Source organism: Halomonas halophila, from assembly GCF_030406665.1.
GTDB classification, from domain to species: Bacteria; Pseudomonadota; Gammaproteobacteria; order Pseudomonadales; family Halomonadaceae; genus Halomonas; species Halomonas halophila.
Genome location: NZ_CP129121.1, coordinates 1,161,643 through 1,188,533, shown reverse-complemented (window position 1 = coordinate 1,188,533; position 26,891 = coordinate 1,161,643). Strand labels below are relative to the sequence as shown.

Here is a 26,891-nt window from a genome sequence, read left to right as displayed (position 1 = left end):
GCGGCTGGTTTGGAGCGCAGCGGAAAACCAGTCCGACAACATGGGCTTGTTAGAGCTTTCTACAGATAAACACACAGTATCGTGGTGACTCCCATTTGGCTCCATATTTTAATTGTATGTCTTCTTCTGGATAGGTTTCGTCAAATCCATCAATAGCGAAACCAGTTTCAACCAGTTTATTGATGTACTCTGATAACGGTCTGTGATGGTACGGCACTCCACTAATTTTATTTTTTGAATCTTTGGTGATTGCAAATGACACGGTCTTGGACATTGGGGTCATATAATTATATTCATCTCCGAAAAACCCCTTATATTCATTATAAAAACAGGGGTGAGGGATTGAAAAAATAAAATGACTGTTGGCTTTCAGGTGCTGCCCGACTGATTCAAAAAACTCATTAAGGTCATCAACAACGTGTGCAACAAGATGGGAGAAAGCAACCTCATAAAGCTGGCTTTTCTCTAAGTCGAATGAAGTACAGTTCAACAATCTAACATCGGTTAAAGACAAGACGTCTTTTGCGACCCCATACATTCCGGTAGAAGGCTCTATTGCTGTAACAGAAAACCCTAATTCAGATAGCTCTTTAGAAATATGGCCAGTTCCAGCGCCTACTTCTAGAACATTGCTAGGCTTTGTCCGAAAAGTCGGATTTGCTAATGTGTCCCATGCTGCAGCTGCATAGGTGACCCATGGCAGGACGCTACGAGATCTCCGACAATGGCTGGGCCCTCATTGAAGACATCGTCTCGCCGCCGCAGAGGTCAGGCCGTCCCCGTCGCGATGACCGCCAGGTGTTGAACGGCATCTTCTGGATCCTCTGCTCGGGCGCTAAGTGGCGTGATCTGCCAGAGCGCTACGGCCCTTGGAAGACCGTTTATGACCGTTTCCGTCAGTGGCGCGATGATGGCACCTTCGAGGCCATTCTGGCGCGCCTCCAACTTCGCTTGCGAGAGGATGGCCTGATGGATCTGGACACCTGGATGATCGATTCGACATCAATCCGCGCCACCCGGGCCGCCTCTGGAGGCGGCAAAAAGGGGGACAGGTAGAGCCCGTAGACCATGCCCTGGGACGGAGTCGCGGCGGCCTGACGACCAAGATCCATATGGTCTGTGACCGTCATGGTTGGCCGCTGACCTTCACGCTGTCGCCGGGGCAGGATTCGGATACGCGGCACTTCATTCCCACCCTGGAGGAGGTGCAACTGCCTGGAACCAAGGGCAGACCTCGTAAGCGTTGCCGCTTCATCGTGGCGGACAAGGGCTACGATAGCGACCCGCTTCGCCGCTACTGCGGCCGGCATCGCATGAAGCCGATCATTGCCCGGCGCAAGATGAAGCGAAAACCGCGCCCTGGCGCTCCGAGGGGCTTTGACAAGCCCCGATATCGGGAGCGAAACATCATTGAGCGCTGCTTCGGTTGGATCAAAGAGCTACGCCGGGTCTGCACCCGTTACGACAAGTTGGCCAGCAGCTTCCGGGCGATGGTATGCCTGGCCTGCATAGACCGTTGTTTGCGTGCAGACTTTTCAGACAGAACCTAGGTGAGAGGCTCTTAATTCGACTAACTGTCGGGTCCCGTGTGATTGACTACCCGCTTGGTGAATAACTCCGGCCGCTTGGCCTGCCATTCCTTCATCGCTGCAATCGGTGATTGATGATGCAGCGCCTTCTGAGGGATGTGGTGATTGTACAGCCAAGCGTAGCGTTTGAGCGTCTGCTCCAGATCCTCGCCTGAGGTATAGCGCCGGGTCGCCAGCACGTCACTGATGCGGCCGTTGAACCGCTCCACCATACCGTTCGTCTGTGGCCTTCCCGGCTTGATCAGGCGATGTTCGATATCATGGGCCTGGCACTCCTGGTCGAAGGGGTGGCGGCCGCTGGGCTTGCGCTCACCTGCCCGTGTGAAGCGATCGGTGAACGACTTGCCGTTGTCAGTGAGTACCGTCTGGATCGTGAAGGGAGCTTTCTCCTCGACGCACCTCATGAACGCCTTGGCATCCTTGGCAGACTGGCTTCGCCTGATCTCCAGATAGACCCAGCGTGTGGCACGGTCGATGGCGACGTACAGGTAGCGCTTCTGCTCCTCATCAGGCATCTGAGGCAGGTGCTTGATGTCGATATGCACGTACCCGGGCTCGTAGTCCTTGAAGGGCTTGTGCCGGGGCTTCCCATCATCGCCAGCGTCCTGCCGAGCCAGTTCTGCCAGTGTCGGCACCTCGCGCCGCTGGAGCATGCGGTGTAGGCCTGAGCGGGACAGTCGAGGGTTCAGGAACTCACGTGCCACGACGAGCAGATCATCCAGACCGAGGCGCAGGAATTCACGAGCGGCGATCAGCACCTCCTCCTGCTCAGACGAGAGGGTGGCGAGTAGGTTGTGACGCGTGTGCGGTCGGTCATGGACATCGTTGCGGTACCGCCAGCGGCGGATGGTCGCGTGGGAGACACCATACTGGCGGGCCAGCTCGCTATCCGTGATGCTGGACGGTGCCGCCTGGATTTCAGCACGGATCTTCGGTGTCGTGGTGGCCTGCTTATGCAGCTTGATGTCCATGAACCTGCTCCCGAATGAATTGCTTTAGAAGCTCTCTGGCTGCCAGCAGAGGATAACTCCTATAGCTCATTTGATCATCCGGGACCCTACAACTAACTAAAAGCGGCTTAAAAACCTCGTTGAATGTTAGGCTTTGTCCGAAAAGTCGGATTTGCTAATGTGTCCCATGCTGCAGCTGCATAGGTGACCCATGGCAGGACGCTACGAGATCTCCGACAATGGCTGGGCCCTCATTGAAGACATCGTCTCGCCGCCGCAGAGGTCAGGCCGTCCCCGTCGCGATGACCGCCAGGTGTTGAACGGCATCTTCTGGATCCTCTGCTCGGGCGCTAAGTGGCGTGATCTGCCAGAGCGCTACGGCCCTTGGAAGACCGTTTATGACCGTTTCCGTCAGTGGCGCGATGATGGCACCTTCGAGGCCATTCTGGCGCGCCTCCAACTTCGCTTGCGAGAGGATGGCCTGATGGATCTGGACACCTGGATGATCGATTCGACATCAATCCGCGCCACCCGGGCCGCCTCTGGAGGCGGCAAAAAGGGGGACAGGTAGAGCCCGTAGACCATGCCCTGGGACGGAGTCGCGGCGGCCTGACGACCAAGATCCATATGGTCTGTGACCGTCATGGTTGGCCGCTGACCTTCACGCTGTCGCCGGGGCAGGATTCGGATACGCGGCACTTCATTCCCACCCTGGAGGAGGTGCAACTGCCTGGAACCAAGGGCAGACCTCGTAAGCGTTGCCGCTTCATCGTGGCGGACAAGGGCTACGATAGCGACCCGCTTCGCCGCTACTGCGGCCGGCATCGCATGAAGCCGATCATTGCCCGGCGCAAGATGAAGCGAAAACCGCGCCCTGGCGCTCCGAGGGGCTTTGACAAGCCCCGATATCGGGAGCGAAACATCATTGAGCGCTGCTTCGGTTGGATCAAAGAGCTACGCCGGGTCTGCACCCGTTACGACAAGTTGGCCAGCAGCTTCCGGGCGATGGTATGCCTGGCCTGCATAGACCGTTGTTTGCGTGCAGACTTTTCAGACAGAACCTAAGTCTGCTCCTGACTCAATTTGCTCTCGACGTATTTGCGCCGAATTACACCACCTATGGGGCATTAGCCAACTCCTTGGATTTTCTAATTATGTCCTTCGCCATTGCAATTATTTGGGGGCCTGAATTGTTGTCAAAAATTGTAATCTCGTGGTCAGGATGAACTCCACGAGCAATGGCGAGCTTTTCAGCGCCGCTGCGATCTCCATTCACTAATGTAAATCTAGCTTCAGGAGATACATTCTCTTTTGTGACAATAAAAGATGCGCCATTCAGCTTTTCTCTAAGTGCCTCTGGAACTTCATTTGGAGTAATAATTTCAATACGAGCGCCTTTTTCAATTTTTGATTGAAGAATTAATATAAGCTTATCGTTAGCTGAAAGCCATGACACTCGGTTACTCACAACAGTTGCACTAGTGCCCGTAGAAATAAAACTTTCCATAAACTTAAGAGTGTCTTTTGGCTCTTTATCAGTTTGTGTATCTGGAAGATACTTCAGTCCTTTTTTTGCAAGCATTAGGATCACCGCGACCACCTCTACAATCACAGAGCCTATTAGCCACTCCAAATGTGGGAGTTCTTTCGCTTCCGAAAAAAACCAAGCGTAGCCAATACCTACTAACGTCATTGCAGCAGTTAGACCAGTAATACATAGAAAAAGGTAAAGTGTATGTTTTACAAGGTTTTGCGTTTAATTCCTTTAATGATGCTGATATTCAGGACTGCGTGAGCTCTAACGCCAGCCATCACGTGCTCGTCGCGTGCATGGCATTGTTGGGCTTCACTAGGCCAATTCCAGACATCTTCAATATCTCGTCGGTAGAGATGAGAACCAAGTCAGCGGCTGAATAACCGGAAGCAAGGATAGCCTGATCCGCAATGTACGTTCCCGCTCGATATCCAATCCAACGCCTCCCATCGGGGTGCTGAAACATCCACTGGTTATAAGGAGCAGAAACTGGAAGTTTTAGCAGCTCAGTCACCCAATTCTCGACGTCTTCAGGATATTCTCCCCAAGGTGTTTCCCGGCCGCCAAAATCACGCTCAAACACAGTCGCTAGGCCCTCACTCACGACCCCATCCATAAAGGAGTTGGGTGCTGCCCCACAATACATGACCCAGCCTCTTACCAAGTGGTGGAGTTCGTGGAACAAAGTGAAACGTAATTGGGTGCGAGCGATGGTAGCTACACCTCCCGGCAGCCTATAATCAACCGTCCATCCCACGCGGTTCGGCGCGATTGCCGTGCCCATCTCACCCGTTTCCGGGATGACGAAAGGACCCGTTTGACATGCCAAATCAATATTCTCAGGTAAGTCTCCAAGAAGAGATCGTATCTCTGGCTCAGCATCGGCACATACCTCACCGATGGCGCGGCGAGCATCATTTGAGAAATGCCGACAATCATTTGTATCAAGGAATAGAGGAACGATCATCCATGACTCCTGTCAGTGAGAACCTGTCAGCCCAACGCCTAAATCAGCCGACGCGTTAGCGGTCGGCTGCATTCACTTGTTAGCTGCCTAATCGACAACAGTTCTAACATGCTTCATCACTTTTGCTGATAACTCAAAAAGATCTTTAGCGCTTATTTTATACGTTTCAGATATTTCGAATACATCTTCAGCATCATTCACTCGCCGTGACCCTGGATCAGGATAGCGACCAGCCCATAGTACAAAGTGAGTAAGCCCCTTCAATATTGCTAGTTCTTTTTCACTCAAGTTGGGAATAAACTTGGCCAGATCATCAAGTCGATGATGGAAGTGTTTCTTTTCCTGTCTTGTAAACTCTTCCGCCCCAAGCCGCATTAAAATCATGGCTTTCAAGCAAACCTCAAGGCTATAGCCAACCAACATTAAAACTACAGCATGATATTGACTGTGACATATGGTCCGAATACTCGGAGGCATACTTTCAAAGATTGGGGAACTCCGCGCCAGGCAAACAGCTGCTTCGCTTAGCGCATTAGCATGGCTTAACCAAAGAACTGGATTCTTCAGATCTTCAACCGTTGGCGGTTTAGTGATGTCTATTTCGAAGCCGTTCGCAGTCGCAAGTGCTCCCCATTTATGCCACGCCAGAGCGCTATAACCGAAAGGATCCTTGGAAAATCCATCTTTGTCTGAGTACATGAATGTCTCCTTACGCAGCTAACGCTGAGCTCAGGCGCGGCGAAGCCGTCGGCTGCAGCGCTTGGTTAGCTCCACAATTCGCCTCCAAAAGTACACCATCTTCGCGCGACTCTTGGAGCCATATTCCTTCTTAAATTCGACCGAGTAAACCACGGTCTTTCCTATTTCGACGACGGTGATATCGTTACAGGAAATCTCATGGTATCCGTGAGTAGTATCAAACGAAAAGATAAGGTGATCGGAGGGGTCGGTCTGTCCGTCCACCTCAATACGAATATCGATATTTCCTTTGGCTGGCACCTCAAATGAAGTTTTTGACGAAAACACAGCGTATCGGCTGGATAACTTCTCAACGTATTCTGGCTTTTCTCCTACCCTCTGCTCTATCTCGAAAGTTTTCCGCGAAAAGCAATCAATTCTTTTTGCCTCAACTGGATACGACTTTCTGTTCTTCGTCACAATTATATAGGTTAAGCCGTCATCCTTTTTATGTACTACCACCCTAGAAATGCTAAGAGGCTTCCGCGCACTGCTATACCACCCAATCAAAACTGACAGGATCGCTACAAGTGCAGCCAACGAAGCGAGTGTATCTACGACTACTTTGAAGCCCATGCACTCTCCTAGAGCTAACAGGTATTAGGCAGCTGGCTCGTTTATTGACTTGAACGTGCCGGCACGTTCATCCATGTTATGCGGCCCGCCTGATGCGCCCAACCCACTGATTTTCATGCATATTAATGACAATTAGGCGCGATAACACCGATCATCGTGCCTTCCACCTTTTACGTCCTTTCCTTCAGCCTGCCACTAAATTAGCTGAGGATCTAGCGTGGTACGATCGCCATTGACGGGGGACAGGCGTGGCGGGGAGGGCCGCTGAGCGTATCGAGAAAGGATGCCGCCCTACTCCCCGAAGTGCCGTTTCAGATAGTCGATGATGCGCTGGGCGCCATAGAGCCAGCGCTCCTCGCCGGAGGCCTCACGAATGTAGAGGCACGGCACCTGGAGCTTGCCGCCCTGCTCCTTCAGCGTCTGGCCGTGCTCGGGGTCGAGGCGGGCGTCGCGGGTCTCGATGGAGAGCCCCAGGCGGGTGATCACGCGGCGCACGCGAATGCACTCGGGCTCGCTCCAGAACTGGTAGAGCGCCAGGGCCTCGCAGGCGGCGTCCACCTCGGCCTGGTGCGCGTCGTTCCGGGCGACCTCGCGGCGGGTGCCGAGCTTGTCGGCCACCCACACCAACGGCGCCAGCAATGTCTGGATCAGTGATCGCATGATGTTCTCCTCCCGGCATCAAGATCGGGCGCAAGCCGCCGATGTCAAAGGGTTGCCTCCCGCGTCGGCGCGCCTGCCGTGGCCGATGCTTCCGGCATTACGCTAGCACATCGCCGCGCCGGGCTTGCCAAGGCCAGGCCCCGGCACGAACATGATCGATGCCTGATCTGCCCACCGACGGGGCCCTTCAACAAGATATCCAACCAGAGTCAGGGAATGACCGCTGCGCGCTTCTCCACCTTCGAACTGCTGCTGCTCCAGAGTCGCGACCAGGCCGACAGCGCCGCGCTGCTGCTGCTGGCCTGGGTGCTGGCCCAGCAGGGGCCGGTCGGGGAAGCCGAGCGCGCCCAGCTGGTCTCGCTGACCGGCGCCTTCCGCCACGGCCACGAGCTGGCCCCGCTGCTGGAAATCGCCGCCAGCCAGGACCTGGGCGCCATCCAGCTCGCCGCCGAGGTGCTGCAGAAGGAGCTGCATGGCGACACCGCCCGCGCCTTCCTGCGCCTGGCGGTCACCCTGGCCGCCGAGCACGGCAAGCCGACCCTGGCCAACCACCATATCCTGCGCTTCCTGGCCGACCTGCTGGGCGTGCCGCCGCTGGAGTTCGCTGAGCTCTATGCCTCCCAGGCCGGCCGGGCGCTGCGCGAGCCGGGCGACCCGAGCCGGCGCGACTACTGGCAGCAGCGCGAACGGGGCACGCGAGACCGTCGTCGTGAAACGGCCGGTGAGGAGAACGACGAGCGCCCCGGACAGGAACAGGCCGCCGAGAGCGAGCGAACCGAGCAGGAAAGCGCTCGCGAAGCGCGGGCCGAGGCGCGCCGTCAGGCTCGCGAGGACAAGGCGGAAGCCCGGCGCCAGCGTCAGGAGGAAAAGGCACAGGCCAAGGCCCGGCAGAAAGCCGAACGCGACGCCGAGAAACGCCGCCAGCAGGCCCGGCGCGAGGCCGAGAAGCAGCGCCAACGGGCCGAGCGCGAACAGGCGCGACGACACCGAGAGGAAGAGCGGGAACGCCGCCGCGGCGGCCATCGTGAACGGCAACAGCACTCACGCTCTGGTGACCGGGGCTCTGACCATGGCCACCAGCGTGCCCACGATGACGGCGCGCATCGTGCCCACGAGCGGCCCGCGGCGCCCGACCCGCGCATCCGCAGCGCCCTGACCGTGCTGGGCCTGGAGCCCGGCGCCAGCCGCGGCGAGATCCGCAAGGCCTACCGGCGCCTCGCCCAGGCCCATCATCCGGACCGCTTCCACCAGGAGGGCGACGCCATCGTCGCCAGCGCCTCGCGGCGCTTCCAGCGGATTCGCCGGGCCTATGACTTCCTGATGAAGGTGAGCTGAGATGCGCGACCTCTACCAGCGACTGCACCTCTCCGCCGATGCCGACGAGTCGGCCGTGGCCGAGGCCATCGCGCGCTGCGAGCACAGCGCCCTCAAGGCCGACGCCGCCACCGTGCTGCAGGCCGACTCGCGCCGCGCCGAATACGACGCCCTGCACGACACCCTCTCCGACATCGGCCGACTGCGCGCGCGGCTGGGCCTGACCCACGCGCCCTACTGGCGCGCCGGCCCGGCGGACGACTTCTCGCTGCCGCCGGGCCCGCCGGGCTCGCGTTTCGAGGAATGGATGCAGCGCCTGAACGTGGCCGCCCGGGCGCATAACCGCCGGCCCAGGCGCCGCGGCATACTGCTCGTGCTGTGGCTGGCGACGCTGGCCGGCGGCGTGGCCCTGGGCCGCTATCTGCTCTGACGCTTTCCGCTGCGATCCCTGCGCCAGCTTGGGCCCTAGCCCGGGTCGGGCGAGCCGCCGCTGGCGCTGGTCTGGCGATGAGGGTCCGCCACGCCGGCCTCGCCGGGCTCGCGCCCGGCGGCATCGTGGTCCTGCCCCCACTCGGCGCTGCCGTCCAGCCGGCCGCCGCCATGGCCTTCCATGCTGACGCTCAGGCGCGGCACGCCCAGATCGACGCCCTGCTCCTCCATGCGACGCTTGAGCAGCAGATTGAAGGCACGCGCCACGTCCCACTGCATCTCCGGCGCGGTGCGGAAACGCATGCGCAGGATCGGGCAGCCGTCCTCGAAGGCATGGATGCCCTGCATCTCCAGCGGCGACCAGATGTAGTGGCGCATCATCGGGTCCTGGCGCAGCGCCTGGGCGGTCTCCTGCATCAGGGTGATGGCGTCGTCGATCTTCATGCTGTAGGGGATACGGATCTTCATCAGCGCGATGCCGAACTGGCGCGACATGTTGTGGATCGAGTCGATGCGGCTGAAGGTGATGATGTGCACGATGCCGTCCAGGTCGCGCAGCTTCACGGTGCGCAGCGTCAGCCCCTCGACGGTGCCCATGTGGCCGTTGATCTGCACGAAGTCTTCCACCGCCAGCGAATCCTCGATCAGGATGAAGATGCCGGTGATCAGGTCCTGCACCAGGGTCTGGGCGCCGAAGCCGATCGCCAGGCCGATCACACCGGCACCGGCCAGCAGCGGCGTGACGTTCACCCCCAGGTTGGCCAGCCCGACGATGGAGGCGATGATCACGATGGTGGCGAAAATGATGTTGCGGATCATCGGCGTGATGGTCTGGGCCCGGGCCTGGTTGACGCGCCGGCCGCGGGCACGCGCCGAGGAAGCCAGCGCCCGCTGGATGGCGGTGTCGGCGAAGATCCAGGCCAGCCAGGCCAGCAGCACGGTGAAGCCGATACCGAGCAGCGCCTGGCCGATGCGCACGCTGGCCACGCCCTCGCGGCCGATGCCGATCAGCGATCCGCCCCACACCTGCAGGAAAAGCTCGGCGAAGGCGATCCAGGCCACCACGTGGGCCAGGGTGTAGCCGAAGCGTTCCAGCCGGCGGCGATACTCGCGGCGAAAGCGGCGCTTGGTGCGGCGCTCGGAATGACGGCGGATCAGCCCGGCCACCACCAGGGTCAGCACCAGCAGCGAGGCCGAGACGATGGAGCGCGCCAGGGCGGTGGCCACGTCGCCGCCGGTGACGAAGATCGCCACCAGCGAGCCCCCCACCAGCAGCAGCGCCGGGATGTGCCACAGCCCGCCCACCGCACGCGCCATGTCGGCGGCGTTGCTGCTGTCGCGACGATGCTTGTACGAGCGATTGCGAATCAGGTGCGTGATCGGCCGCTTGAAACGGATCACGAAGCGCCCGCTGAGCAGCGCGGCCAGCACGTTGGCGATCACCGACAGCAGGTTGGCCAGGTCGTCGCCGATCGAGTCGGTGATCCGCGTGGAATTGAGGGCATCGCCCAGGGCGATCAGCGCGCCGATCACGAACAGCGGCCGCAGCGCCCGCTGCTGGAGGATCTGCACGGCGACGAAGCGATGACCGCGGGTGAACACCGAGATCACCGTCTCCACCACCACCGACAGGGTACGCCCGCACAGCGAGATATAGGCCACCACCAGCGCCCCGGTGCGCCCCGGGCTCTCGGGCACCAGCTGGGCCACGCCCAGCGCCAGCACGAAGGCCAGCGCCCAGGGCAACAGGCGGCGCAGGAAGTGAATCGCCAGCAACAGCCCCTTGGGCTCGCGGGGCAGGTCCAGCGGCCAGCCGCGCCGCTGCGCCAGCCGCCGTCCCAGCGCGATCAGGATCACCAGCAGCCCGGCCCAGATGCCGACCAGCACCGTCATCTCGACCACGAAGTTGAGCAGCGTGCCGTCGCCGGTGCGAAGCGTCAGCTCGGTGAAGTCCGTCCAGCCCTCGCGGAACTGCCGCTGCCAGTCGTTGAACGGCGAGCTACCGGACTCGGCCTGCTCGCCAAGCTCGTTGAGGGTATCGGCCAGCGCCCCCAGCAGCCCCTGCTGCCCGGCGATGCCCTCCCCCTGCGTGACCTCGCTGTTGGCGGTGCGCAGCGATTCCAGGCTTTGCAAGAGCTGGTCGCGCCGGTTCTCGTCTTCCAGCGTGGTGATGATGCGGTCGAGCGCCTGCTGCAGGGCCTCGGGATCGGGCGGCTGCTCGCCGCTCTGTTCCTGACCGCCGCCCAGGGAGGAGATGGGCAGCGACTGAGCGGCCGCCATCGGCGACAGAAGCAGCAGCGAGAGCAGTAGCAGGCCCCGCAGGGCGAACGAGAAGTGGCGATGCGCGCGTGGCAACGTGAGTCTCCGTACGTTGGTGACCGCAATATCAGAATCCATGGCAGCGATGTTAGGCTGCCGATACCGTCACACAGGATGCCGTCATGACGCCGCAACCGCCACCCGTACCCGACAATGCCGAAGGAAGGCCCCGCCGGGTCGGAGTCGAGATCGAGTTCGCCGGCCTGCCGCCGCGAGACACCGCCAATCTGGTACAGGAGCTGTTCGGCGGCGAGGTCGAGGTGCTGAGCCCCCATCGCCTGAAGGTCACCGACACCCGCTGGGGCGAGTTCGGCATCGAGCTGGACACCCAGTACGCCCATCCGGACGCCGAGCGGGTCGATCCCGACGCCTGCCAGGACAGCGAATGGGAGCGCATGCGCCAGGAGTTCCACCAGCGCACCCGCGAGCTGATCGGCGACGTGGTCACCGGCCTGGTGCCCACCGAGATCGTCTGCCCGCCGGTGCCCTGGGACGAGCTCGGGGAGCTCGATGCCCTGTTCGAGGCGCTGCGTCAGCGCGGCGCCAAGGGCACCGACGCCAGCCTGCTCTACGGCTTCGGCCTGCACCTCAACCCAGAGGCGCCGAGCCTGGACGTCGAGAGCCTGCTGGCCCACCTGCGCGCCTATCTGCTCAGCGCTCGCTGGCTGCGCGAACAGATCCAGGTCGACATCACCCGGGAGGTGCTGCCCCACGCCAACCCCTTCCCGCGGGCCTACGCGCTCAAGGTGCTCGATCCCGACTACGCGCCGGACCTCGAGACGCTGATCGACGACTATCTCGAGGACAACCCGACCCGCAACCGCGAGCTCGACCTGCTGCCGCTGTTCGCCCACCTGCATCCCGAGCATCCCCACGAGCTGCTCGACGATCACCTGGTCAAGCCGCGGCCGACCTACCACTACCGGCTGCCCAACGCCCAGCTCTCCGAATCCGGCTGGGGTGCCGTCCAGGAGTGGAATCGCTGGCTCGAAGTGGAAGTGCTGGCCGCCTCGCCGGAAACGCTGGCCGAGCGCGGCGCCCAATATCTGGCCCGCCATCGTCCGGTCTGGCCGGTGCGGCTGTGGCAATCGCTGCGCCGGAGGTTAGGGCAGTCATGAGGCAGCACCCGCGCCCGCTGATCGGTATCACGACCTCCGACCGCAAGAGCCGCATCGCCTGGTGGTTCGACTGGTTCGCCGTGTGGCGTCACGGCGGCCGCCCACTGCGGCTGTCGCCCGCGCGCCCGCGGCCCACCGGACTCGACGGCCTGATCATCGGTGGCGGCGATGACATCGAGGCCCACCACTACGGCGGCGAGATCCAGCTCGACGTGCGCGTCGATCCCGAACGCGACCAGCTCGAGATGGCACTGCTCGAGCGCTTCATTCCCGCCGGCACGCCGGTGCTCGGCATCTGCCGCGGCGCCCAGCTGATCAACGTGCACCAGGGCGGCACCCTGGACCCGGACATCTACACCACCAACGAGGGGCTCAAGCGGCGACGCACCGTGCTGCCGCGCAAGACGGTGGACATCGTCGGCGACAGCCGGCTCTACCGCATCCTTCGCGTGACCTGGTGTCGCATCAACAGCCTGCACCACCAGGCGGTGCAGGAGACCGGCCAGGGCATCGAGATCGTCGCCCGCGACCGCGACGGCCTGGTGCAGGCCATCGAGTCCCGCGAGCACGACTTCCTGATCGGCGTGCAGTGGCACCCGGAGTGGCTGATCTTCAATCGTCCCCAGCAGCGGCTGATCCGCGCCCTGGTGAAGGCCGCCGACCGGGCACGCGACACCTCCCCCTGAACGCCACGAGGCCACCCGAAGGTGGCCTCGCTGACTGACGTGTGTGGTCGGGTGGATCGCGCCTGGCGCCTCAGTCCAGCCTGGCGTCCAGGGTGATCTCGGCATTGAACAGCTTCGACACCGGGCAGCCGGCCTTGGCCTTCTCTGCCGCGTCCTGGAAGGCCGCCTCGTCGGCCCCCGGCACGCTGGCGCGGGTCTCCAGGTGGATGGCGCTGATGCTGAAGCCGCTGTCGTCCGGCGCCAGGGTGACGCTGGCCCGACTGGCAATGCGCTCCGGCGTGTAGCCCGCCTCGCCGAGGATCATCGACAGCGCCATGGAATAACAGCTCGCATGGGCGGCGCCGATCAGCTCCTCGGGGTTGGCGCCGGCCTCGTCCTCGAAGCGCTTGGCGAAGCTGTAAGGCGCCTCGCTCAGCGTGCCGCTCTGGGTGGATACCGTGCCTTTTCCGTCCTTGAGGCCGCCTTGCCAGACGGCGCTGCCGTTCTTCTGGATGCTCATGTCGACTCCTTGCGCTTGAGTGGTCGAATTCTAGCCTCTTCACGATAGACCATGGGGATGATCTCACCGTGGAACAAGGGCGGATTGCGCCACCGGGCCGCCATCTCCAGACTGGAGGCAAGACCTCGACAACAACAGACAGGAAGCGCCATGACACAACCCGCTCGCGTCACCCTGCCGGCCACGGCCCACGAGCCGGCCGTGGCAGTGCCCGCCATCGGCCAGGGTACCTGGTACATGGGCGAAGGCCCCGCTTCCCGCGCCGACGAGATCCGCGCCCTCCAGCTGGGCATGGACCTGGGCATGACGCTGATCGACACCGCCGAGATGTACGCCGACGGCGGCGCCGAGAAGGTCGTCGGCCAGGCGCTCGCCGGGCGCCGCGACGAGGCTTTCCTGGTGTCCAAGGTCTACCCCTGGAACGCCGGCCGCGACTCGGCCATCGCCGCCTGCGAGGCGACCCTCGAGCGCCTGGGCACCGACCACCTGGACCTCTACCTGCTGCACTGGCCGGGCGGCATCCCCCTGGACGAGACCCTGGAAGCCTTCGAACGGCTGCGCGAGGACGGCAAGATCCGCCGCTTCGGCGTCTCCAACTTCGACGTCGACGACATGGAAGGCCTGTATGGGCGACCCGGCGGCGACAGCTGCGCGATCAATCAGGTGCTCTACCATCTGGGCTCGCGGGGCATCGAGCACGCCCTGCGCCCCTGGCATCGCCAGCACGGCATGCCGCTGATGGGCTACTGCCCGCTGGCGCGCGCCGGCCGACTGCAGCAGGACCCGCTCACCAACGAGGTGGTCAACACCCTGGCCGCCGAGCAGGGCCTGACGCCGGCCCAGCTGATGCTGGCCTGGGCGATCCGCCCGGTCGACGGGCTGCGCGACCTGATCGCCCTGCCCAAGGCCGTGCACCTCGAGCACGTCCGCGACAACGCCGCCGTGCTCCAGGCCACCCTGGACGATCAGGCCGTGGATCGTCTGGAAGCGGAATTCCCGGCTCCCTTCGCCAAGGAACCGCTGGACGTGGTGTGAGACGCGACTGGAGCGACGGGCGTCGGGGCTAGCCCTGCCCCGATGCCCCGCGCAGCGCCGCCAGCGAGGCGGCCAGCGCCTGGTGCCCCTTGGCCTCCATCAGCGCCGCGTTGCGCTCGGGGATGGCCTCGGGGTCCGGGTAGTGAGCCAGCGCTCGCTCCAGCCCGGCCTCGCGGATCAGGTGCCACATCGGCCAGGGCGAGCGGTTGGTGAAGTTGCGCGGCGAATCCCCGGCCTCGCCCTCGAACTCATAGTCCGGGTGGAAGCTCGCGAGCTGATAAATGCCCTCGTAGCCCTGCTCCTCCAGCAGCGCCTCGGCCATGCCCAGCGCGTCCAGGTAGTCGTCGAAGTCCGCCAGCCCCTCGCTCAGCACCATCAGCGTGGTCTCGGTCTCGGCGTGCTCGTCGAGATGCCAGCACTCCTCCATCAGCTTCATCAGCGCCGCCGCGGGATCGGTGGCGTCCACCTCCACGTAGCGGATGCTGTCGCGGGTGACCTCGCGGCCGGCGAAGGGACACACCTCGAGGCCGACCACGAAGGTCTCGACCCAGGCGCGGGTGGCCTCGAGCGGGGAAGGAACAGAAGCGGTCATGGCGGGCATCCCGATGGTGATGGTGAAAGAAGGGGCGCCATGGTCGGCCGCCCGGCCCTGAATGGCAAGCAAGGTGGAAAAAGATCGGCTCAGCGCCGCTTCTGATCCCGTCTCGACGCCAGCCGATCGGCCAGCCGCGTGGGCTCCGGCAGCTTGGTCCGCCCCAGGCAGGCCAGCGTCCACTCCAGCGCCGTGGCCAGCGACAGCCGATGCCCCGGCGACACGAACACCGGCTTCACGCCCTGCCGCGAGCGCAGCACCGCGCCGATCGTCTCCTCACCGTCGGAGCCTGTGTCGACCAGCGGCGCCCAGTCGCCCCGTTCCGCCCCCGGCTCGCCGTGGCGGCCGCACAGCCGCGTCTTGGCCACGCCGATGGTCGGCAGGTCGAGCCACAGCCCCAGGTGGCTGGCCACCCCCAGCCGGCGCGGATGGGCGATGCCCTGGCCGTCGACCATGACCAGCTGCGGGCGGGTCGCGAGCTTGTCGAAGGCCGCCAGTGCCGCCGGCACCTCGCGAAACGACAGCAACCCCGGCACATAGGGCATGCGCGTCGGCTCGCGGTGCACCGCCTGCTCCACCACCTCGAAGACGCCCCCGCCCGTCGATGGCCAGGCCAGCACCACCACCGCGGCCCGGGTGATCTCGCCTCCCTGCTCGAAACCGATATCCACCCCGGCGATGCGGCGCACCGTGTCCAGCCGATCCTCGCGCTCGACCCGCCCCGCCAGGCGCTTCTGCAGCGCGATGGCCTCGGCGGGGGAAAGGTTCCAATCGTGCAAGGGAACGGACGGCATGCGGGCTCCTGATGTGTCGGCGGCGCTCGGGTTAGACTAGGCCTTTTTGACCGTGTGACGGAACACCGGGGACGCCATGCTGAGACTGATCCACACCGCCGACTGGCACCTGGGCCAGAGCTTCCACGGCCAGGAGCGCCATGAGGAGCACCGCGCTTTCCTGAGATGGCTGCTCGATACCCTGGTCGAACGCGACGCCGACGCCCTGCTGGTGGCCGGCGATATCTTCGACGTGGTCAATCCCTCGCTGCGCGCCCAGGAACTGCTCTTCGACTTCATCGTCGGCGCCCACGAGCGCTTGCCCCGGCTCGACATCGTGCTGATCGCCGGCAACCACGACAGCGGCAACCGCATCGAGCTGCCCGCCCCGCTGATGCAGCGCCTGCGCACCCACGCCCGGGGCCGGGTACGCTGGCTCGACGACGGCCGCCTCGACGCCGAGCGCCTGCTGGTGCCGCTCACCGACGCCGCCGGCGAAACCCGCGCCTGGTGCCTGGCGCTGCCCTTCCTGCGCCCCGCCGAGGTCACCGGCCAGATGACCGCCAACGAGACCGGTAACACAGAGGAAGCGCCCAATGACTACGTCGCCGGCATCAACCGCGTCCATCGTGAACTGATCGACGCCGCCCGCGAGCGCCGCGGCGACGGCCAGGCGCTGGTCGCCATGAGCCACGCCCACCTGCACGGCGCCGCCGTCTCCGAGGCCAGCGAGCGGCCGATCGTGATCGGCGGCGAGGAGTCGATCTCCGCCGCCCTGTTCCCCGACGACATCGCCTACGTGGCCCTCGGCCACCTGCACCGCGCCCAGCAGGTCGGCGACGAGCGCATCCGCTACAGCGGCAGCCCCTTGCCGCTGGACTTCAGCGAGCTCAACTACGCCCACCAGGTGGTCGAGGCGACCCTCGACGGCGAGCGGCTGGCCGGGGTCGAATCCCTGCCCGTACCGCGCCCGGTGGCCATGCACCGGCTCGGCCCCGCGCCGCTCGACGCCGTGCTGGCCGAGCTGGAGGCGCTGGAACTCGATGCCGATCTGCCGAGAGAACGCTGGCCCTGGCTGGAGCTGCGCGTCGAGCTCGAGGCGCCGATGCCCGACCTGCGCGCCCGGGTCGACGCCGCCCTCGAGGGCAAGCCACTGCGCCTGCTGCGCCTCGAGCGGCGCCTGCCGCAAGTCGCGGCCGAGCACGCTCCCGAGCGCATCGATCTCGAGACGCTCGGCCCCCGCCGGCTGTTCGAGCGCACCTGGCAGGGCCGTTGGGGCGAGCCGCCGGACGACGACATCCTGGCCGACTTCGACCGCCTGCGTCAGGACGTGCTGGACGCCGGCGAGGAGGACTCCGCATGAAGATCCTCGCCCTGCGCCTGGCCAACCTGGCCTCGATTCCCGGGCCGCTCGAGCTCGATTTCACCGAGCCGCCGCTCAGCGATGCCGGGCTGTTCGCCATCACCGGCCCCACCGGCGCCGGCAAGAGCACCCTGCTCGACGCCCTGTGCCTGGCACTCTACGGCGGCACGCCCCGGCTGCGCCAGGCCCCCGGCCGCGAGGCGCCGCTGCCCGACGTCGGCGACGCCACCCTCAACACCGCCGACCCGCGCACCCTGCTGCGCCGCGGCACGGCCAGCGGCTACGCCGAGGTCGACTTCCTCGGCCGCGACGGCCGCCGCTACCGCGCCCGCTGGGCGGTGCGCCGCGCCCGCGAGAAGGCCGGCGGCCGTCTGCAGGCCGTCGACCAGTCGCTGCGCGACCTCGACGACGAGCGACTGCTCACCAACCAGAAGCGCGAGTTCGACCGCCTGCTGCCGGAGTGCCTGGGCCTGACCTTCGAGCAGTTCACCCGCGCCGTGCTGCTGGCACAGAGCGAGTTCGCCGCCTTCCTCAAGGCCGACGACAACGAGCGCAGCGACCTGCTGGAGCGGCTGACCGGCACCACCGAATACTCCGCCATCTCGATGGCCGCCTACCGCCGCTCGAGCGACGCCAGGAAGGCCGTGGAGAAGATCGAGGCCCGGCTCGCCGACGACCTGCCCGCCGAGCCCGAGGCTCGCGCCGAGCTCGAACGCGCCGCCGAGACCACCCAGCGAGCGCTCACCGACCTGCAGGCGCACTCGGCATCGCTTCAGGCCAGGCAGCACTGGCATGAAAAAGATGATCAACTGAAAGCCACCTTCCAGCGCGGTCAGAGCGACCTGGACACGGCCGAGGACGCCTGGAGTTCGCTCGCCCCCGCCCGGCGGGATCAGGCCTGGCGACGGGTGATCCTGCCCCGGCGCCACAAACTGACGCGCCAGGCCGCGCTGCCCGGCGAACTCGAGGCCCTGGCGGCGACGCACGCCGAGACGCAGCGAGCGCTTACCGACGCCGAGAGCGCCGAGCAGAGCGCCCGCGAGACCAGCGAGGCCGCCGAACGCTCGCTGGCGGCAGCCACCGGGGCCCGCCAGCAGGCCGAGCCCGCCCTGCGCGAGGCACGCGAACGGGCCCAGCGCCTCGCGACCCAGGACCAGCAGCTGGCAGAGCTCGAGCGCACTCATGAGGAGCGCCGTCGACGCGCCGACTCCCTCGCCGAGAAGCGGCGCCAGGCCGACGCGGCCCACGCCCAACGATGCGAGCAGCGCGACCGCTGGCACGCCGCCCTCGAACGCCTGATCGGCGACCATGACGATCTGGACGCTGCCCGTCAGGCCGCCCAGCGGGCCCACGACGCAGCCGCCCAGCGCCGGCTCGAACTGGGTGAGCTGCACGGCCGCTGGCAGGAAGCCTGCCGCGCCGAGCAGGCCCATCAGGCGCTGAAGACACGCCTGGCGGAGAGCGAACAACGCCTCGAGGCGCTGCTCGGCCGGGGCCAGGCCGCCCGCCAGCGCCTCGACGACGCCGAACGCCATCTCAGGAGCGTTCAGGCGTTCGTCGAGCGCAACCGCGCCGTGCGCAGCGAGAGCGTCATCCACCTGCGCGAGGGCCTCGCGGACGGCGAGCCCTGCCCGGTCTGTGGCGGCCTCGAGCATCCCTGGCGTCACCGGCCACCCGCCTCGCCGGAGGCGGCCCAGCTCGCCGCCCAGCAGGCAGAAGAGGATCGCCAGCTGGCACAGGCGCAGGATCAGCGCGATCGGGCCTACCAGCAGCGCCATGACATCGAAGGCGAATACCGCGCCCTGAAGGCTTCGGTGGCCCAGCAGCGCGAGGACCTCGGCACCGCCGATCGGCAGCGCGCCGAGGCGCAGCGAGCGCTCGACGCGCATCCGCTGCAGCCGGAGCTGGCCACCATCGCCGCCGAGGAGCGCGAGGCCTGGCTGGACCATCAGCGGCAGGCCAGCGAGGCACGGAAAACCGAGCATCGGCGCGTCCTCGACGAGCTGTCCCGGGCCGAGACCGAGCTCGCGCCGCTGAACCAGGCGCTGCATCAGGACGAGATCGAGCTCGCCCGGCTCGGCTCCCAGCAGAACGAGCTCGAGCAGGAACTCGACGGGCTGGCCGAACGGCTGCCGCCGCTTCGCCAGGCCCGCGAGGCCCTGGCCGCCGACCTGCGCGACCGCCTCGGCGAGCACGCCTCGCCGGACGCCTGGCAGCAGCACCTCGACGCCCGTCAGCAGGCCGCCGCCAGCGCGCGCGACGCGGCCCTGGCTCGCCATCATGAGGCGCAGACTCGCCACCAACGCCTCGCCCAGCAGGCGGCCCACGAGGCCGAACGGCTCGAGACACTGCGCCGGGAGCGCGATACCCTCGCCGCCGAGCTGGCCGAATGGCGACGGGCTCATCCCGAGCTGGACGACGCTACCCTCGCCCGGCTGCTGGCCCAGTCCGACGACGAGGCCGAGCGCCAGCGTCGGCAGCTGGAAGACGCCGACCAGGCCCGCCAGCAGGCCGCCGCCGCTCTCAAGGAACGCCGCCAGGCGCTGATCGATCATCGTCGCGAGCAGGGCCTGGTCGACGCCAACGATGAGGCGGCACTGCTGGAAGCGAGTGCCGAGGCCGAGATCGCCCGTCGCCGCGAGGCACTCGCCGAAGAGCGCGAGAGCCTCACCCCGCGGCTGGAAAGCGCCCAGCAGCAGCGCGACGAGGCCACTCACGCCCTGCACGACGACGACCGGCGGCGCCAGCGCCAGCAGGAGGCACAGGCCGAGCTCGAGGCGGCGCGGGCCGAGCATCGCCGCTGGGGCCGGATCAGCGAGCTGATCGGCTCCGCCGACGGCAAGGCGTTCCGGCGCATCGCCCAGGCCTACAACCTGGAACAGCTGCTGGAGCACGCCAACGCGCACCTCGGCGGGCTGTCGCGGCGCTACCGGCTGGTGCGCGGCGGCAGCGAGCTCGGGCTGCTGGTGGTCGACCACGACATGGGCGACGAGCGCCGCTCGGTGCACTCGCTGTCCGGTGGCGAGACCTTCCTGGTCTCGCTGGCCCTGGCGCTGGGGCTGGCCTCCATGGCCTCCGGCGAGCTGGTCATCGAGTCGCTGTTCATCGACGAAGGCTTCGGCAGCCTCGATCCGCAGTCGCTGGCGCTGGCCATGGAGGCCCTCGACGGCCTGCAGGCGCTGGGCCGCCGCGTCGGGGTGATCTCCCACGTCCAGGAGATGCACGAGCGCATCCCGGTGCAGATCCGCGTCGAACCGCTGGGCAACGGCACCAGCCAGGCGCGGCTGGTCAGCGGGTGAGACCGAACGCCATTGTCGCGACATTACCTGCACGCTATCCTGTACAGGACAATATCCTGTACGGGAGAGTACTCATGGAAGCCATCAGCTATACGGCGGCGCGCAGTCACCTGGCGAAGACCATGCAGCAGGTGTGCGACGATCACATGCCCATCACCATCACCCGCAGCAAGGCGCCGTCGGTGGTGATGATATCGCTGGAAGACTACGAGGCTCTGCAGGAGACCGCCTACCTGCTGCGCTCGCCGAAGAACGCCCGCCGCCTGCTCGAATCCATCGCCCAGTTGGAGGAAGGCGACGGGCAGGAGCGGGAGCTCATCGAGGAATGAAGCTCACCTTCTCCGAGCATGCCTGGGAGGAATACCTCTACTGGCAGAAGACCGACAAGAAGGTGCTACGCCGGATCAACCAGCTGATCAAGGAGATCCAGCGCACGCCCTTCGAGGGCATCGGCAAGCCGGAGCCCCTGAAGCATGGTCTTGCGGGTTACTGGTCGCGACGCATCAACGATGAACATCGCCTCGTCTACAAGGTGACGGAAGATGCCTTGCTGATTGCTCAGCTGCGTTATCACTACTAGGTTCTGTCTGAAAAGTCTGCACGCAAACAACGGTCTATGCAGGCCAGGCATACCATCGCCCGGAAGCTGCTGGCCAACTTGTCGTAACGGGTGCAGACCCGGCGTAGCTCTTTGATCCAACCGAAGCAGCGCTCAATGATGTTTCGCTCCCGATATCGGGGCTTGTCAAAGCCCCTCGGAGCGCCAGGGCGCGGTTTTCGCTTCATCTTGCGCCGGGCAATGATCGGCTTCATGCGATGCCGGCCGCAGTAGCGGCGAAGCGGGTCGCTATCGTAGCCCTTGTCCGCCACGATGAAGCGGCAACGCTTACGAGGTCTGCCCTTGGTTCCAGGCAGTTGCACCTCCTCCAGGGTGGGAATGAAGTGCCGCGTATCCGAATCCTGCCCCGGCGACAGCGTGAAGGTCAGCGGCCAACCATGACGGTCACAGACCATATGGATCTTGGTCGTCAGGCCGCCGCGACTCCGTCCCAGGGCATGGTCTACGGGCTCTACCTGTCCCCCTTTTTGCCGCCTCCAGAGGCGGCCCGGGTGGCGCGGATTGATGTCGAATCGATCATCCAGGTGTCCAGATCCATCAGGCCATCCTCTCGCAAGCGAAGTTGGAGGCGCGCCAGAATGGCCTCGAAGGTGCCATCATCGCGCCACTGACGGAAACGGTCATAAACGGTCTTCCAAGGGCCGTAGCGCTCTGGCAGATCACGCCACTTAGCGCCCGAGCAGAGGATCCAGAAGATGCCGTTCAACACCTGGCGGTCATCGCGACGGGGACGGCCTGACCTCTGCGGCGGCGAGACGATGTCTTCAATGAGGGCCCAGCCATTGTCGGAGATCTCGTAGCGTCCTGCCATGGGTCACCTATGCAGCTGCAGCATGGGACACATTAGCAAATCCGACTTTTCGGACAAAGCCTAGTCCATATCGGACACACGGAAAGGAAGATGAGATGCCAGAACGCCGCGACTCGACGCGCAGCCTGCTGATCACCGGCTGTTCCAGCGGGATCGGCCATGCCGCGGCCCACGCCATGGCCAAGCGCGGCTGGCGGGTCTTCGCTACTGCACGAGCCGAGGCGGATGTTGCTCGGCTCGAGGCGGAAGGCCTGGAAGCGCTGCGGCTGGACCTGGCCGACAGCGCCTCGATCGCGGCCGCGGTGGAAACGGTGCGCGAGCGCACCGGCGGGCGGCTGACGGCGCTGTTCAACAACGGTGCCTACGGCCAGCCCGGCGCGGTGGAGGACCTGAGCCGGGACGTGCTGCGCGAACAGCTCGAGACCAACCTGCTCGGCACCCACGAGCTCACCATCAAGGTGCTGCCGATGATGCGCGCCCAGGGCCACGGGCGCATCGTGCACAACAGCTCGGTGCTGGGCTTCGCCGCCCTGCCCTATCGCGGCGCCTACGTGTGCTCCAAGTTCGCCCTCGAAGGCCTGAGCGATACCCTGCGTCAGGAGCTCACCGGCAGCGGCATCCACGTCAGCCTGATCCAGCCCGGTCCCATCACCAGCCGCTTTCGCGAGAACGCCTATCGCGCCTATCGGGCCAACATCGACGCCGCCCACAGCGCCCACGCCGACACCTACGTGAAGGTCGAGGCACGCCTTGCCAGCGAGGACGGAAAGGGCGCCTTCACCCTCAGCCCCGAGGCGGTCGTCGACAAGCTGATCCACGCCCTCGAGCACCGTCGCCCCAGGCCCCGCTACGCCGTGACCGTCCCCACCCACCTGTTCGCCGCGCTCAAGCGGATGCTGAGCACGCGCGGCATGGACCGGGTGCTGCTGAGCGCGACGAAGAGCGAGCGGGAGTAAGAAGGCGGCTTGCCGCCCTAGACTCCTGGCATCACCGCCGTACACACGTTCGCCAGGTTCTTCACGACGCCTGATAGGGTGTTATCTCATTGCTATCCTCGGTCATCAGCCTGACCAGCTTGGGATGCACGAAGAGCTTTTCGCGCCCGGCGCGAATTTCCTCGAGCACGCCGATCTCACACAGCTGCTGCAGGTAACTCGATGCCGTCTGTCGCCTGGCGATGTCGCGCTCCACCAGGTTATTGATGCGACAGTAGGGCTGCTCGAAGATCACCTGCACAAGCTCGTGGCTGTAGACCCGGGGCAGCGCTTTCTGGATGTAGGCCGTGGTTTCCTCGATCAAGGCACGGGTCGCCGCAATCTTGTCGGTGGTCCAACGAGCCGTGTATTCCACGGCCTTGAGCATGTACAGCAGCCACTCCTGCCACTGCCCTTCACGCGTCACAGCCAGCAGCAGGTGATAGTAGTCGGACTTGTGGAGCATGATGTAGCGACTGAGGTAGAGAATCGGCAGCGACAGCAACCGTTTCTCGATCAGGTAAAGGATGTTCAGCACCCTGCCGGCACGTCCGTTGCCGTCGGTGAAGGGATGAATCGCCTCGAACTGGTAGTGCGCCACGGCCATCTTGATCAGCGGGTCGACGTCATCGTCTGCATGCAGATAGCGTTCCCAGTTGCCCAGCAGCTCTCGCAGGGTGCTCTCTCCCATCGGCGGGGTATAGATCACCTCGCCGGAGACCTGGTGGGCCAGGGTGGTGCCCGGCACCCGGCGAATCTCCATGTCGACGCCCTTGATGGTGCTGCAGATCTCCACCGCGGTGTTGGTGCAGAGCGGCCGCCGGGCCAATTCACGATAGCCCCGGCTCAGCGCGGTACGATATCGCAGCGCCTCCTTGGTGGCCGGGTCGGCATGGGTGTCTTCCTGGGCGAACTGGAAGAGCCGGTCGGCGGTGGTCACGATATTCTCGATCTCGGAGCTGTCGCGGGCTTCCAGCAGGGGCAGCAAGTTGATCAGCAGCCCCTGATTTGGCAGCAGTTCCCCTGCCTGTTTGAGCTCCGCCAGCGCCGCACGGGCCGGAATACAGGCCTTCAGCACCGCCGGCGTCTCGAGTTCTGCGGCCGGAGGCAGCGGCGGCAAATCATTGTGAGGTTGGTCGGGGCACCAGTTCATGTTCATTTTTCCCTGAAAGATCGACACGTCGCCAGCTTATGTCGATGGCATCGACATATCCAGGCAACGTGTCGATAAAAGTGGGATATTTAAACATGTCATGGAGACATGTTGATGCCATCGACAAATTCCCAAAACGTGTCGAAAGGACATCGTTTCTTGAACATGTCACGCCGGCGTATCGATCTACGGCTCGGGAAAAGCCTCTTTCAACCACTTGATGAAGTTGCGCTTGGGCTTGAACTCGGTTCGCAGCTGGATCAACGCGTCCTGGAACGTCTCGCGCTGTGATGCGGAGTCGAGCCGGCCATCCAGCTCCTGCAACAGGGCGATACCATCCCGGTAGGCCTGGTTGTTGGTCTTTTGCACCTCGTGGCGAACCAGGCGCAGGTACAGCGGCAGGCTCTCGTCGAGCTCCTTCGTTGCCTGTGCCAGCTGGTGCAGCAGCGCGGGCATGACCGCCCGCTCGGCACAAAGCGCCCGGGCCTCATCCAGGCGCCCTTCGAACAGATAGACTTCCAGCAGGCTGTCGACCATCCGCGGGCCCCAGCCGAAAGGACGTTGAGACTCCTCGTCGAGCCCCTCCACCAGCCAGTCGTGGGCACACCGGCGGTAATCGGTCGCCAGCTGCCGATCGTCGGCCAGGGTCACCAGCCGACGATAATCCTCCAGCTGCCGCGTATGCTGATAGATGTCCCATAGCAGCGCCGCGGCGGCCTCCCCCTCTCCACGCTGCAGGTACAGGCGCACCTCAAGCCGCTGACGTTCCACCTGCTGGTGGGGATTCTGCTGGGAAGTCGCCCGCTTCGCCCGTGCCAGCCAGGTCTCCAGCTGATCCCAGGCCTCATGGGCAATGCATGCTTTCGCGGCGTCCAGGCAGTCCTTCTCATCGCTAGCAGTTTTCTCGTACAACGCCAGCATGGCCGGCAGGTCGCCGTCGGCCTCGGCAAGCTTGAGCAAGGGGGCGCGCAGGCGAATATAGCGATACTTCACCATCCATCCGGACTCTTTCGGCAAGGCCGGCAGATCGTCCCAGGCCCGCTGCAGGCAGGCGTGATAGGCCGCCATACCCGCCTCGCCCAGCGCCTCGGCGTAGGCATCGGGAATCGGCGGATAGCTGTCCTCGCTGCCGCCGAAGGCCTTGTCGTAGAGGTACGCGGCCAGCTGCCCGGGCGACCAGTCGAGGCGCCGGACGGTCCTGACATGCAGGTCATGCAGGATATGCTCACAGTGGAAGCGAAAGCCGCCCGAGTCGTCGACGGTTTCCAGCGCCCGGGCCATGCGCGACAGCGCGTAGTCCACCAGCGTCAGGCACTGATCCGCCGGCAGTTGTGGCGCCTGTTCGGCGAGCTGTTCGACGACAGCCTCCGCCCGGGCAAAATAGGCATTCACCTGCTCGTAACGGTACAGGTCACGGTTGACGGGAAATGCCGCCGTGATGCGTTTCTTCAACGTCTTGATATCCAGCACGCCGAGCACCGCATCGGCCCGCAGCGACCACTGCTGGCGCAATATCGGGTCATGCTCGATCAGCGACTGGAGCGCCTCGATCAGCGACGACTTGTCCATCTGCTGCAGATAGGCGTGGATCCTATCCGTCGCATCGCCTTCCGTCAGCCGCGCCTGCTCGGCTTCATTCGTCCGGTACGACAGCGCTACTGCCACGCAATGCTTGCAGAAGTCGATGCCCTGGGACGCCGGGCAGTCGCAGCTGCCATCCAGGCCCTGGGCACTCAACTCCAGCACCACGCGATAGCGCTCGCCGCCCTCCACGTCGGCGGTGATAGTGGTGCCACTTTGGTGCCAGCCGACCACCATGCCCTCGTGGTAATACGCTACGCCACGGCCGAAGGCGGCCTCGCCGGCGAGCCGGATCAATTGCCGATCGGAAAGGAGTGCCGAATCAACCCGCGTTGTTGACATCGATGAACGCCCTGCTGAACTGCCCGATAATTCGTGCCATCGATGCTAAGCCATGCCGCTTCGGGTAGCCATCGTCCTGGCGGCTGCCATGACCGCCGCGACAGGCATGGCTCCGACGCAATCATCGAGCTCGGAGCGTCGTCCGAAGCGAGCGGGAGTGAACGGCACCAGCATGGTGCAAATTCTCTAGCCGCCCCCTTTTATCGCCCCAAAATAGACCATCATGCTGGCAACGAGCTCAAAACCCACATGATCTGTCCATTTCATCCGGAATGGCATATGATTCTCCCGGCAGCGGATGTACCCGATCCGCCGTTTCTTCGGCGGCCCTTACCCGGGCCAACGAGTTCATCAGGAGAACCACCATGTCCTCTGATCCCGTCACTCTGATGGTGGCGCGCCGCGTGGCCAGTGGCCGCTATCGCGACTTCATGCGCTGGCTCGAGGAGGGCCGCGAGCTGGCCTCCGACTTCGGCGGCTACCTCGGTTCCGGCGTGCTGGCACCGCCGCCCGGCGACGACGAGTACCAGATCATCTTCCGCTTCCGCGACGCCGAGACCCTGGCGATCTGGGAGCATTCCGCCTCGCGCCGGGCCTGGCTGGCCCGTGGCCAGGGGCTCTTCGACGCGCCCCACGAGCACCGCGCCACCGGCCTGGACCGCTGGTTCCAGCAAACCGGCAGCCCCGCGCCGCCGCGCTGGAAACAGGCCATCGCCATCTGGCTGGCGTTCTTTCCGGTCTCGCTGGCCTTCCAGATCCTGTTCGGCGACGCCCTGGCCACGCTGCCGCTGGTGCCGAAGGTGCTGGCCAGCACCCTGATGCTGACCCCGGTGATGGTGTTCCTGTTCATCCCGCTTTCCACGCGGCTGCTGGGCCCCTGGCTGCGCGGCGAGCCGCTGCGTGTGCCCCGGCTCCGCCGCCGCTCGACCTGAACGACGCAGCGCCTCTTTCCTGCCTTCACTCATGCCGC

General features: G+C 64.5%; 27 protein-coding genes. 13 read left to right on the top strand and 14 right to left on the bottom strand.

Annotated elements, in window-relative coordinates:
* Positions 1-49: 49 nt before the first annotated feature.
* On the bottom strand, positions 50-703 hold the full coding sequence (locus tag QWG60_RS16815; protein WP_379826032.1) for a class I SAM-dependent methyltransferase: 654 nt from the start codon (positions 701-703) through the stop codon (positions 50-52).
* Between QWG60_RS16815 and QWG60_RS05350 the strand changes: the two genes are divergently transcribed.
* Positions 697-1,550 (top strand): IS5 family transposase gene (locus tag QWG60_RS05350; RefSeq protein WP_146910409.1). Its coding sequence is split into 2 segments (ribosomal slippage): positions 697-1,039 and positions 1,039-1,550, totalling 855 coding nucleotides; the frame shifts between segments, so codons are not numbered across the junction. The genes QWG60_RS16815 and QWG60_RS05350 overlap by 7 nt on opposite strands.
* A 20-nt stretch (positions 1,551-1,570) precedes the next feature.
* On the opposite strand, the gene QWG60_RS05345 is transcribed toward QWG60_RS05350, so the two are convergent.
* The gene (locus QWG60_RS05345) at positions 1,571-2,560 is read right to left on the bottom strand and encodes an IS481 family transposase (protein ID WP_290130934.1); all 990 of its coding nucleotides are present in this window, start codon (positions 2,558-2,560) and stop codon (positions 1,571-1,573) included.
* 190 nt (positions 2,561-2,750) lie between these two features.
* On the opposite strand from QWG60_RS05345, the gene QWG60_RS05340 reads away from it, so the two are divergent.
* A protein-coding gene (locus tag QWG60_RS05340) for an IS5 family transposase (RefSeq protein WP_146910409.1) occupies positions 2,751-3,604 on the top strand; the annotation gives its coding sequence in 2 pieces (ribosomal slippage) (positions 2,751-3,093 and positions 3,093-3,604; 855 coding nt in all).
* Positions 3,605-3,656: 52 nt separating this feature from the next.
* On the opposite strand, the gene QWG60_RS05335 is transcribed toward QWG60_RS05340, so the two are convergent.
* The 5 genes from QWG60_RS05335 to QWG60_RS05315 form a co-directional block, all read right to left on the bottom strand.
* Positions 3,657-4,232, bottom strand: coding sequence for a hypothetical protein (locus QWG60_RS05335; RefSeq protein WP_246124771.1), 576 nt, complete (start codon positions 4,230-4,232; stop codon positions 3,657-3,659).
* A 118-nt stretch (positions 4,233-4,350) separates the two neighbouring features.
* Positions 4,351-5,040, bottom strand: coding sequence for a DUF2268 domain-containing putative Zn-dependent protease (locus tag QWG60_RS05330; RefSeq protein WP_146910411.1), 690 nt, complete (start codon positions 5,038-5,040; stop codon positions 4,351-4,353).
* 87 nt (positions 5,041-5,127) lie between these two features.
* Positions 5,128-5,739: a hypothetical protein gene (locus tag QWG60_RS05325; protein WP_146910254.1), complete on the bottom strand. Its 612-nt coding sequence runs from the start codon at positions 5,737-5,739 to the stop codon at positions 5,128-5,130.
* Positions 5,740-5,769: 30 nt separating this feature from the next.
* On the bottom strand, positions 5,770-6,354 hold the full coding sequence (locus QWG60_RS05320; protein WP_146910256.1) for a hypothetical protein: 585 nt from the start codon (positions 6,352-6,354) through the stop codon (positions 5,770-5,772).
* 291 nt (positions 6,355-6,645) lie between these two features.
* The gene (locus QWG60_RS05315) at positions 6,646-7,014 is read right to left on the bottom strand and encodes a glutaredoxin family protein (RefSeq protein WP_186810097.1); all 369 of its coding nucleotides are present in this window, start codon (positions 7,012-7,014) and stop codon (positions 6,646-6,648) included.
* A gap of 216 nt (positions 7,015-7,230) precedes the next feature.
* On the opposite strand from QWG60_RS05315, the gene QWG60_RS05310 reads away from it, so the two are divergent.
* Complete coding sequence (locus tag QWG60_RS05310) at positions 7,231-8,349, top strand: DnaJ domain-containing protein (protein WP_146910260.1); 1,119 nt, start codon at positions 7,231-7,233, stop codon at positions 8,347-8,349.
* A 1-nt stretch (position 8,350) separates the two neighbouring features.
* On the top strand, positions 8,351-8,758 hold the full coding sequence (locus QWG60_RS05305) for a hypothetical protein (RefSeq protein ID WP_107181614.1): 408 nt from the start codon (positions 8,351-8,353) through the stop codon (positions 8,756-8,758).
* Between the two features lie 35 nt (positions 8,759-8,793).
* Here QWG60_RS05305 and QWG60_RS05300 read toward each other — a convergent pair whose 3' ends face one another.
* The gene (locus QWG60_RS05300) at positions 8,794-11,112 is read right to left on the bottom strand and encodes a mechanosensitive ion channel family protein (RefSeq protein ID WP_046079914.1); all 2,319 of its coding nucleotides are present in this window, start codon (positions 11,110-11,112) and stop codon (positions 8,794-8,796) included.
* A gap of 86 nt (positions 11,113-11,198) precedes the next feature.
* On the opposite strand from QWG60_RS05300, the gene QWG60_RS05295 reads away from it, so the two are divergent.
* Complete coding sequence (locus QWG60_RS05295) at positions 11,199-12,194, top strand: amidoligase family protein (RefSeq protein WP_046079913.1); 996 nt, start codon at positions 11,199-11,201, stop codon at positions 12,192-12,194.
* A complete protein-coding gene (locus QWG60_RS05290; protein WP_046079912.1) occupies positions 12,191-12,880 on the top strand; it encodes a gamma-glutamyl-gamma-aminobutyrate hydrolase family protein in 690 nt (229 codons plus the stop codon). Before QWG60_RS05295 ends, QWG60_RS05290 begins: the two co-directional genes overlap by 4 nt.
* 70 nt (positions 12,881-12,950) lie before the next feature.
* Here QWG60_RS05290 and QWG60_RS05285 read toward each other — a convergent pair whose 3' ends face one another.
* The gene (locus QWG60_RS05285) at positions 12,951-13,379 is read right to left on the bottom strand and encodes an OsmC family protein (protein WP_046079911.1); all 429 of its coding nucleotides are present in this window, start codon (positions 13,377-13,379) and stop codon (positions 12,951-12,953) included.
* A gap of 150 nt (positions 13,380-13,529) precedes the next feature.
* Here QWG60_RS05285 and QWG60_RS05280 point away from each other — a divergent pair, with 150 nt between their 5' ends.
* The gene (locus tag QWG60_RS05280) at positions 13,530-14,414 is read left to right on the top strand and encodes an aldo/keto reductase (protein ID WP_052052391.1); all 885 of its coding nucleotides are present in this window, start codon (positions 13,530-13,532) and stop codon (positions 14,412-14,414) included.
* A 28-nt stretch (positions 14,415-14,442) separates the two neighbouring features.
* On the opposite strand, the gene QWG60_RS05275 is transcribed toward QWG60_RS05280, so the two are convergent.
* Positions 14,443-15,006: a DUF1415 domain-containing protein gene (locus tag QWG60_RS05275; RefSeq protein WP_146910262.1), complete on the bottom strand. Its 564-nt coding sequence runs from the start codon at positions 15,004-15,006 to the stop codon at positions 14,443-14,445.
* Positions 15,007-15,095: 89 nt separating this feature from the next.
* Entirely contained in the window at positions 15,096-15,800 is a 705-nt protein-coding gene (gene nfi, locus QWG60_RS05270) for a deoxyribonuclease V (protein ID WP_046079909.1), read from the bottom strand.
* 76 nt (positions 15,801-15,876) lie between these two features.
* Here nfi and QWG60_RS05265 point away from each other — a divergent pair, with 76 nt between their 5' ends.
* From QWG60_RS05265 to QWG60_RS05250, 4 genes are all read left to right on the top strand, one after another.
* Positions 15,877-17,142, top strand: a complete 1,266-nt coding sequence (locus QWG60_RS05265) for an exonuclease SbcCD subunit D (protein ID WP_146910265.1) — start codon at positions 15,877-15,879, stop codon at positions 17,140-17,142.
* A complete protein-coding gene (locus QWG60_RS05260) occupies positions 17,139-20,441 on the top strand; it encodes an AAA family ATPase (protein ID WP_146910267.1) in 3,303 nt (1,100 codons plus the stop codon). Before QWG60_RS05265 ends, QWG60_RS05260 begins: the two co-directional genes overlap by 4 nt.
* A gap of 74 nt (positions 20,442-20,515) precedes the next feature.
* Entirely contained in the window at positions 20,516-20,770 is a 255-nt protein-coding gene (locus QWG60_RS05255) for a type II toxin-antitoxin system Phd/YefM family antitoxin (protein WP_035594107.1), read from the top strand.
* The gene (locus tag QWG60_RS05250; protein WP_046079907.1) at positions 20,767-21,021 is read left to right on the top strand and encodes a Txe/YoeB family addiction module toxin; all 255 of its coding nucleotides are present in this window, start codon (positions 20,767-20,769) and stop codon (positions 21,019-21,021) included. Before QWG60_RS05255 ends, QWG60_RS05250 begins: the two co-directional genes overlap by 4 nt.
* Here the strand turns inward: QWG60_RS05250 and QWG60_RS05245 are convergent.
* Positions 21,018-21,871 (bottom strand): IS5 family transposase gene (locus QWG60_RS05245; RefSeq protein WP_146910409.1). Its coding sequence is split into 2 segments (ribosomal slippage): positions 21,018-21,529 and positions 21,529-21,871, totalling 855 coding nucleotides; the frame shifts between segments, so codons are not numbered across the junction. The genes QWG60_RS05250 and QWG60_RS05245 overlap by 4 nt on opposite strands.
* A 95-nt stretch (positions 21,872-21,966) precedes the next feature.
* Here QWG60_RS05245 and QWG60_RS05240 point away from each other — a divergent pair.
* Positions 21,967-22,827, top strand: a complete 861-nt coding sequence (locus QWG60_RS05240; RefSeq protein ID WP_146910329.1) for an SDR family oxidoreductase — start codon at positions 21,967-21,969, stop codon at positions 22,825-22,827.
* Positions 22,828-22,888: 61 nt separating this feature from the next.
* On the opposite strand, the gene fic is transcribed toward QWG60_RS05240, so the two are convergent.
* Both fic and QWG60_RS05230 read right to left on the bottom strand, forming a co-directional pair.
* Positions 22,889-23,998, bottom strand: coding sequence for a protein adenylyltransferase Fic (gene fic / locus QWG60_RS05235; RefSeq protein ID WP_146910327.1), 1,110 nt, complete (start codon positions 23,996-23,998; stop codon positions 22,889-22,891).
* Positions 23,999-24,184: 186 nt separating this feature from the next.
* Complete coding sequence (locus QWG60_RS05230) at positions 24,185-25,876, bottom strand: SWIM zinc finger family protein (RefSeq protein ID WP_290130933.1); 1,692 nt, start codon at positions 25,874-25,876, stop codon at positions 24,185-24,187.
* A gap of 410 nt (positions 25,877-26,286) precedes the next feature.
* Here QWG60_RS05230 and QWG60_RS05225 point away from each other — a divergent pair, with 410 nt between their 5' ends.
* Positions 26,287-26,853: an antibiotic biosynthesis monooxygenase gene (locus QWG60_RS05225; protein ID WP_173835007.1), complete on the top strand. Its 567-nt coding sequence runs from the start codon at positions 26,287-26,289 to the stop codon at positions 26,851-26,853.
* The last annotated feature ends 38 nt before the right edge of the window (positions 26,854-26,891 follow it).

Excerpts from the sequence above, each read along its gene's own strand:
- QWG60_RS05345 (WP_290130934.1), bottom strand. The coding sequence starts at position 2,560 with ATGGACATCAAGCTGCATAAGCAGGCCACCACGACACCGAAGATCCGT.
- QWG60_RS05335 (WP_246124771.1), bottom strand. The coding sequence starts at position 4,232 with ATGACGTTAGTAGGTATTGGCTACGCTTGGTTTTTTTCGGAAGCGAAA.
- QWG60_RS05330 (WP_146910411.1), bottom strand. The coding sequence starts at position 5,040 with ATGATCGTTCCTCTATTCCTTGATACAAATGATTGTCGGCATTTCTCA.
- QWG60_RS05325 (WP_146910254.1), bottom strand. The coding sequence starts at position 5,739 with ATGTACTCAGACAAAGATGGATTTTCCAAGGATCCTTTCGGTTATAGC.
- QWG60_RS05320 (WP_146910256.1), bottom strand. The coding sequence starts at position 6,354 with ATGGGCTTCAAAGTAGTCGTAGATACACTCGCTTCGTTGGCTGCACTT.
- QWG60_RS05315 (WP_186810097.1), bottom strand. The coding sequence starts at position 7,014 with ATGCGATCACTGATCCAGACATTGCTGGCGCCGTTGGTGTGGGTGGCC.
- QWG60_RS05310 (WP_146910260.1), top strand. The coding sequence starts at position 7,231 with ATGACCGCTGCGCGCTTCTCCACCTTCGAACTGCTGCTGCTCCAGAGT.
- QWG60_RS05305 (WP_107181614.1), top strand. The coding sequence starts at position 8,351 with ATGCGCGACCTCTACCAGCGACTGCACCTCTCCGCCGATGCCGACGAG.
- QWG60_RS05295 (WP_046079913.1), top strand. The coding sequence starts at position 11,199 with ATGACGCCGCAACCGCCACCCGTACCCGACAATGCCGAAGGAAGGCCC.
- QWG60_RS05290 (WP_046079912.1), top strand. The coding sequence starts at position 12,191 with ATGAGGCAGCACCCGCGCCCGCTGATCGGTATCACGACCTCCGACCGC.
- QWG60_RS05285 (WP_046079911.1), bottom strand. The coding sequence starts at position 13,379 with ATGAGCATCCAGAAGAACGGCAGCGCCGTCTGGCAAGGCGGCCTCAAG.
- QWG60_RS05280 (WP_052052391.1), top strand. The coding sequence starts at position 13,530 with ATGACACAACCCGCTCGCGTCACCCTGCCGGCCACGGCCCACGAGCCG.
- QWG60_RS05275 (WP_146910262.1), bottom strand. The coding sequence starts at position 15,006 with ATGACCGCTTCTGTTCCTTCCCCGCTCGAGGCCACCCGCGCCTGGGTC.
- nfi (WP_046079909.1), bottom strand. The coding sequence starts at position 15,800 with ATGCCGTCCGTTCCCTTGCACGATTGGAACCTTTCCCCCGCCGAGGCC.
- QWG60_RS05265 (WP_146910265.1), top strand. The coding sequence starts at position 15,877 with ATGCTGAGACTGATCCACACCGCCGACTGGCACCTGGGCCAGAGCTTC.
- QWG60_RS05260 (WP_146910267.1), top strand. The coding sequence starts at position 17,139 with ATGAAGATCCTCGCCCTGCGCCTGGCCAACCTGGCCTCGATTCCCGGG.
- QWG60_RS05255 (WP_035594107.1), top strand. The coding sequence starts at position 20,516 with ATGGAAGCCATCAGCTATACGGCGGCGCGCAGTCACCTGGCGAAGACC.
- QWG60_RS05250 (WP_046079907.1), top strand. The coding sequence starts at position 20,767 with ATGAAGCTCACCTTCTCCGAGCATGCCTGGGAGGAATACCTCTACTGG.
- QWG60_RS05240 (WP_146910329.1), top strand. The coding sequence starts at position 21,967 with ATGCCAGAACGCCGCGACTCGACGCGCAGCCTGCTGATCACCGGCTGT.
- fic (WP_146910327.1), bottom strand. The coding sequence starts at position 23,998 with ATGAACTGGTGCCCCGACCAACCTCACAATGATTTGCCGCCGCTGCCT.
- QWG60_RS05225 (WP_173835007.1), top strand. The coding sequence starts at position 26,287 with ATGTCCTCTGATCCCGTCACTCTGATGGTGGCGCGCCGCGTGGCCAGT.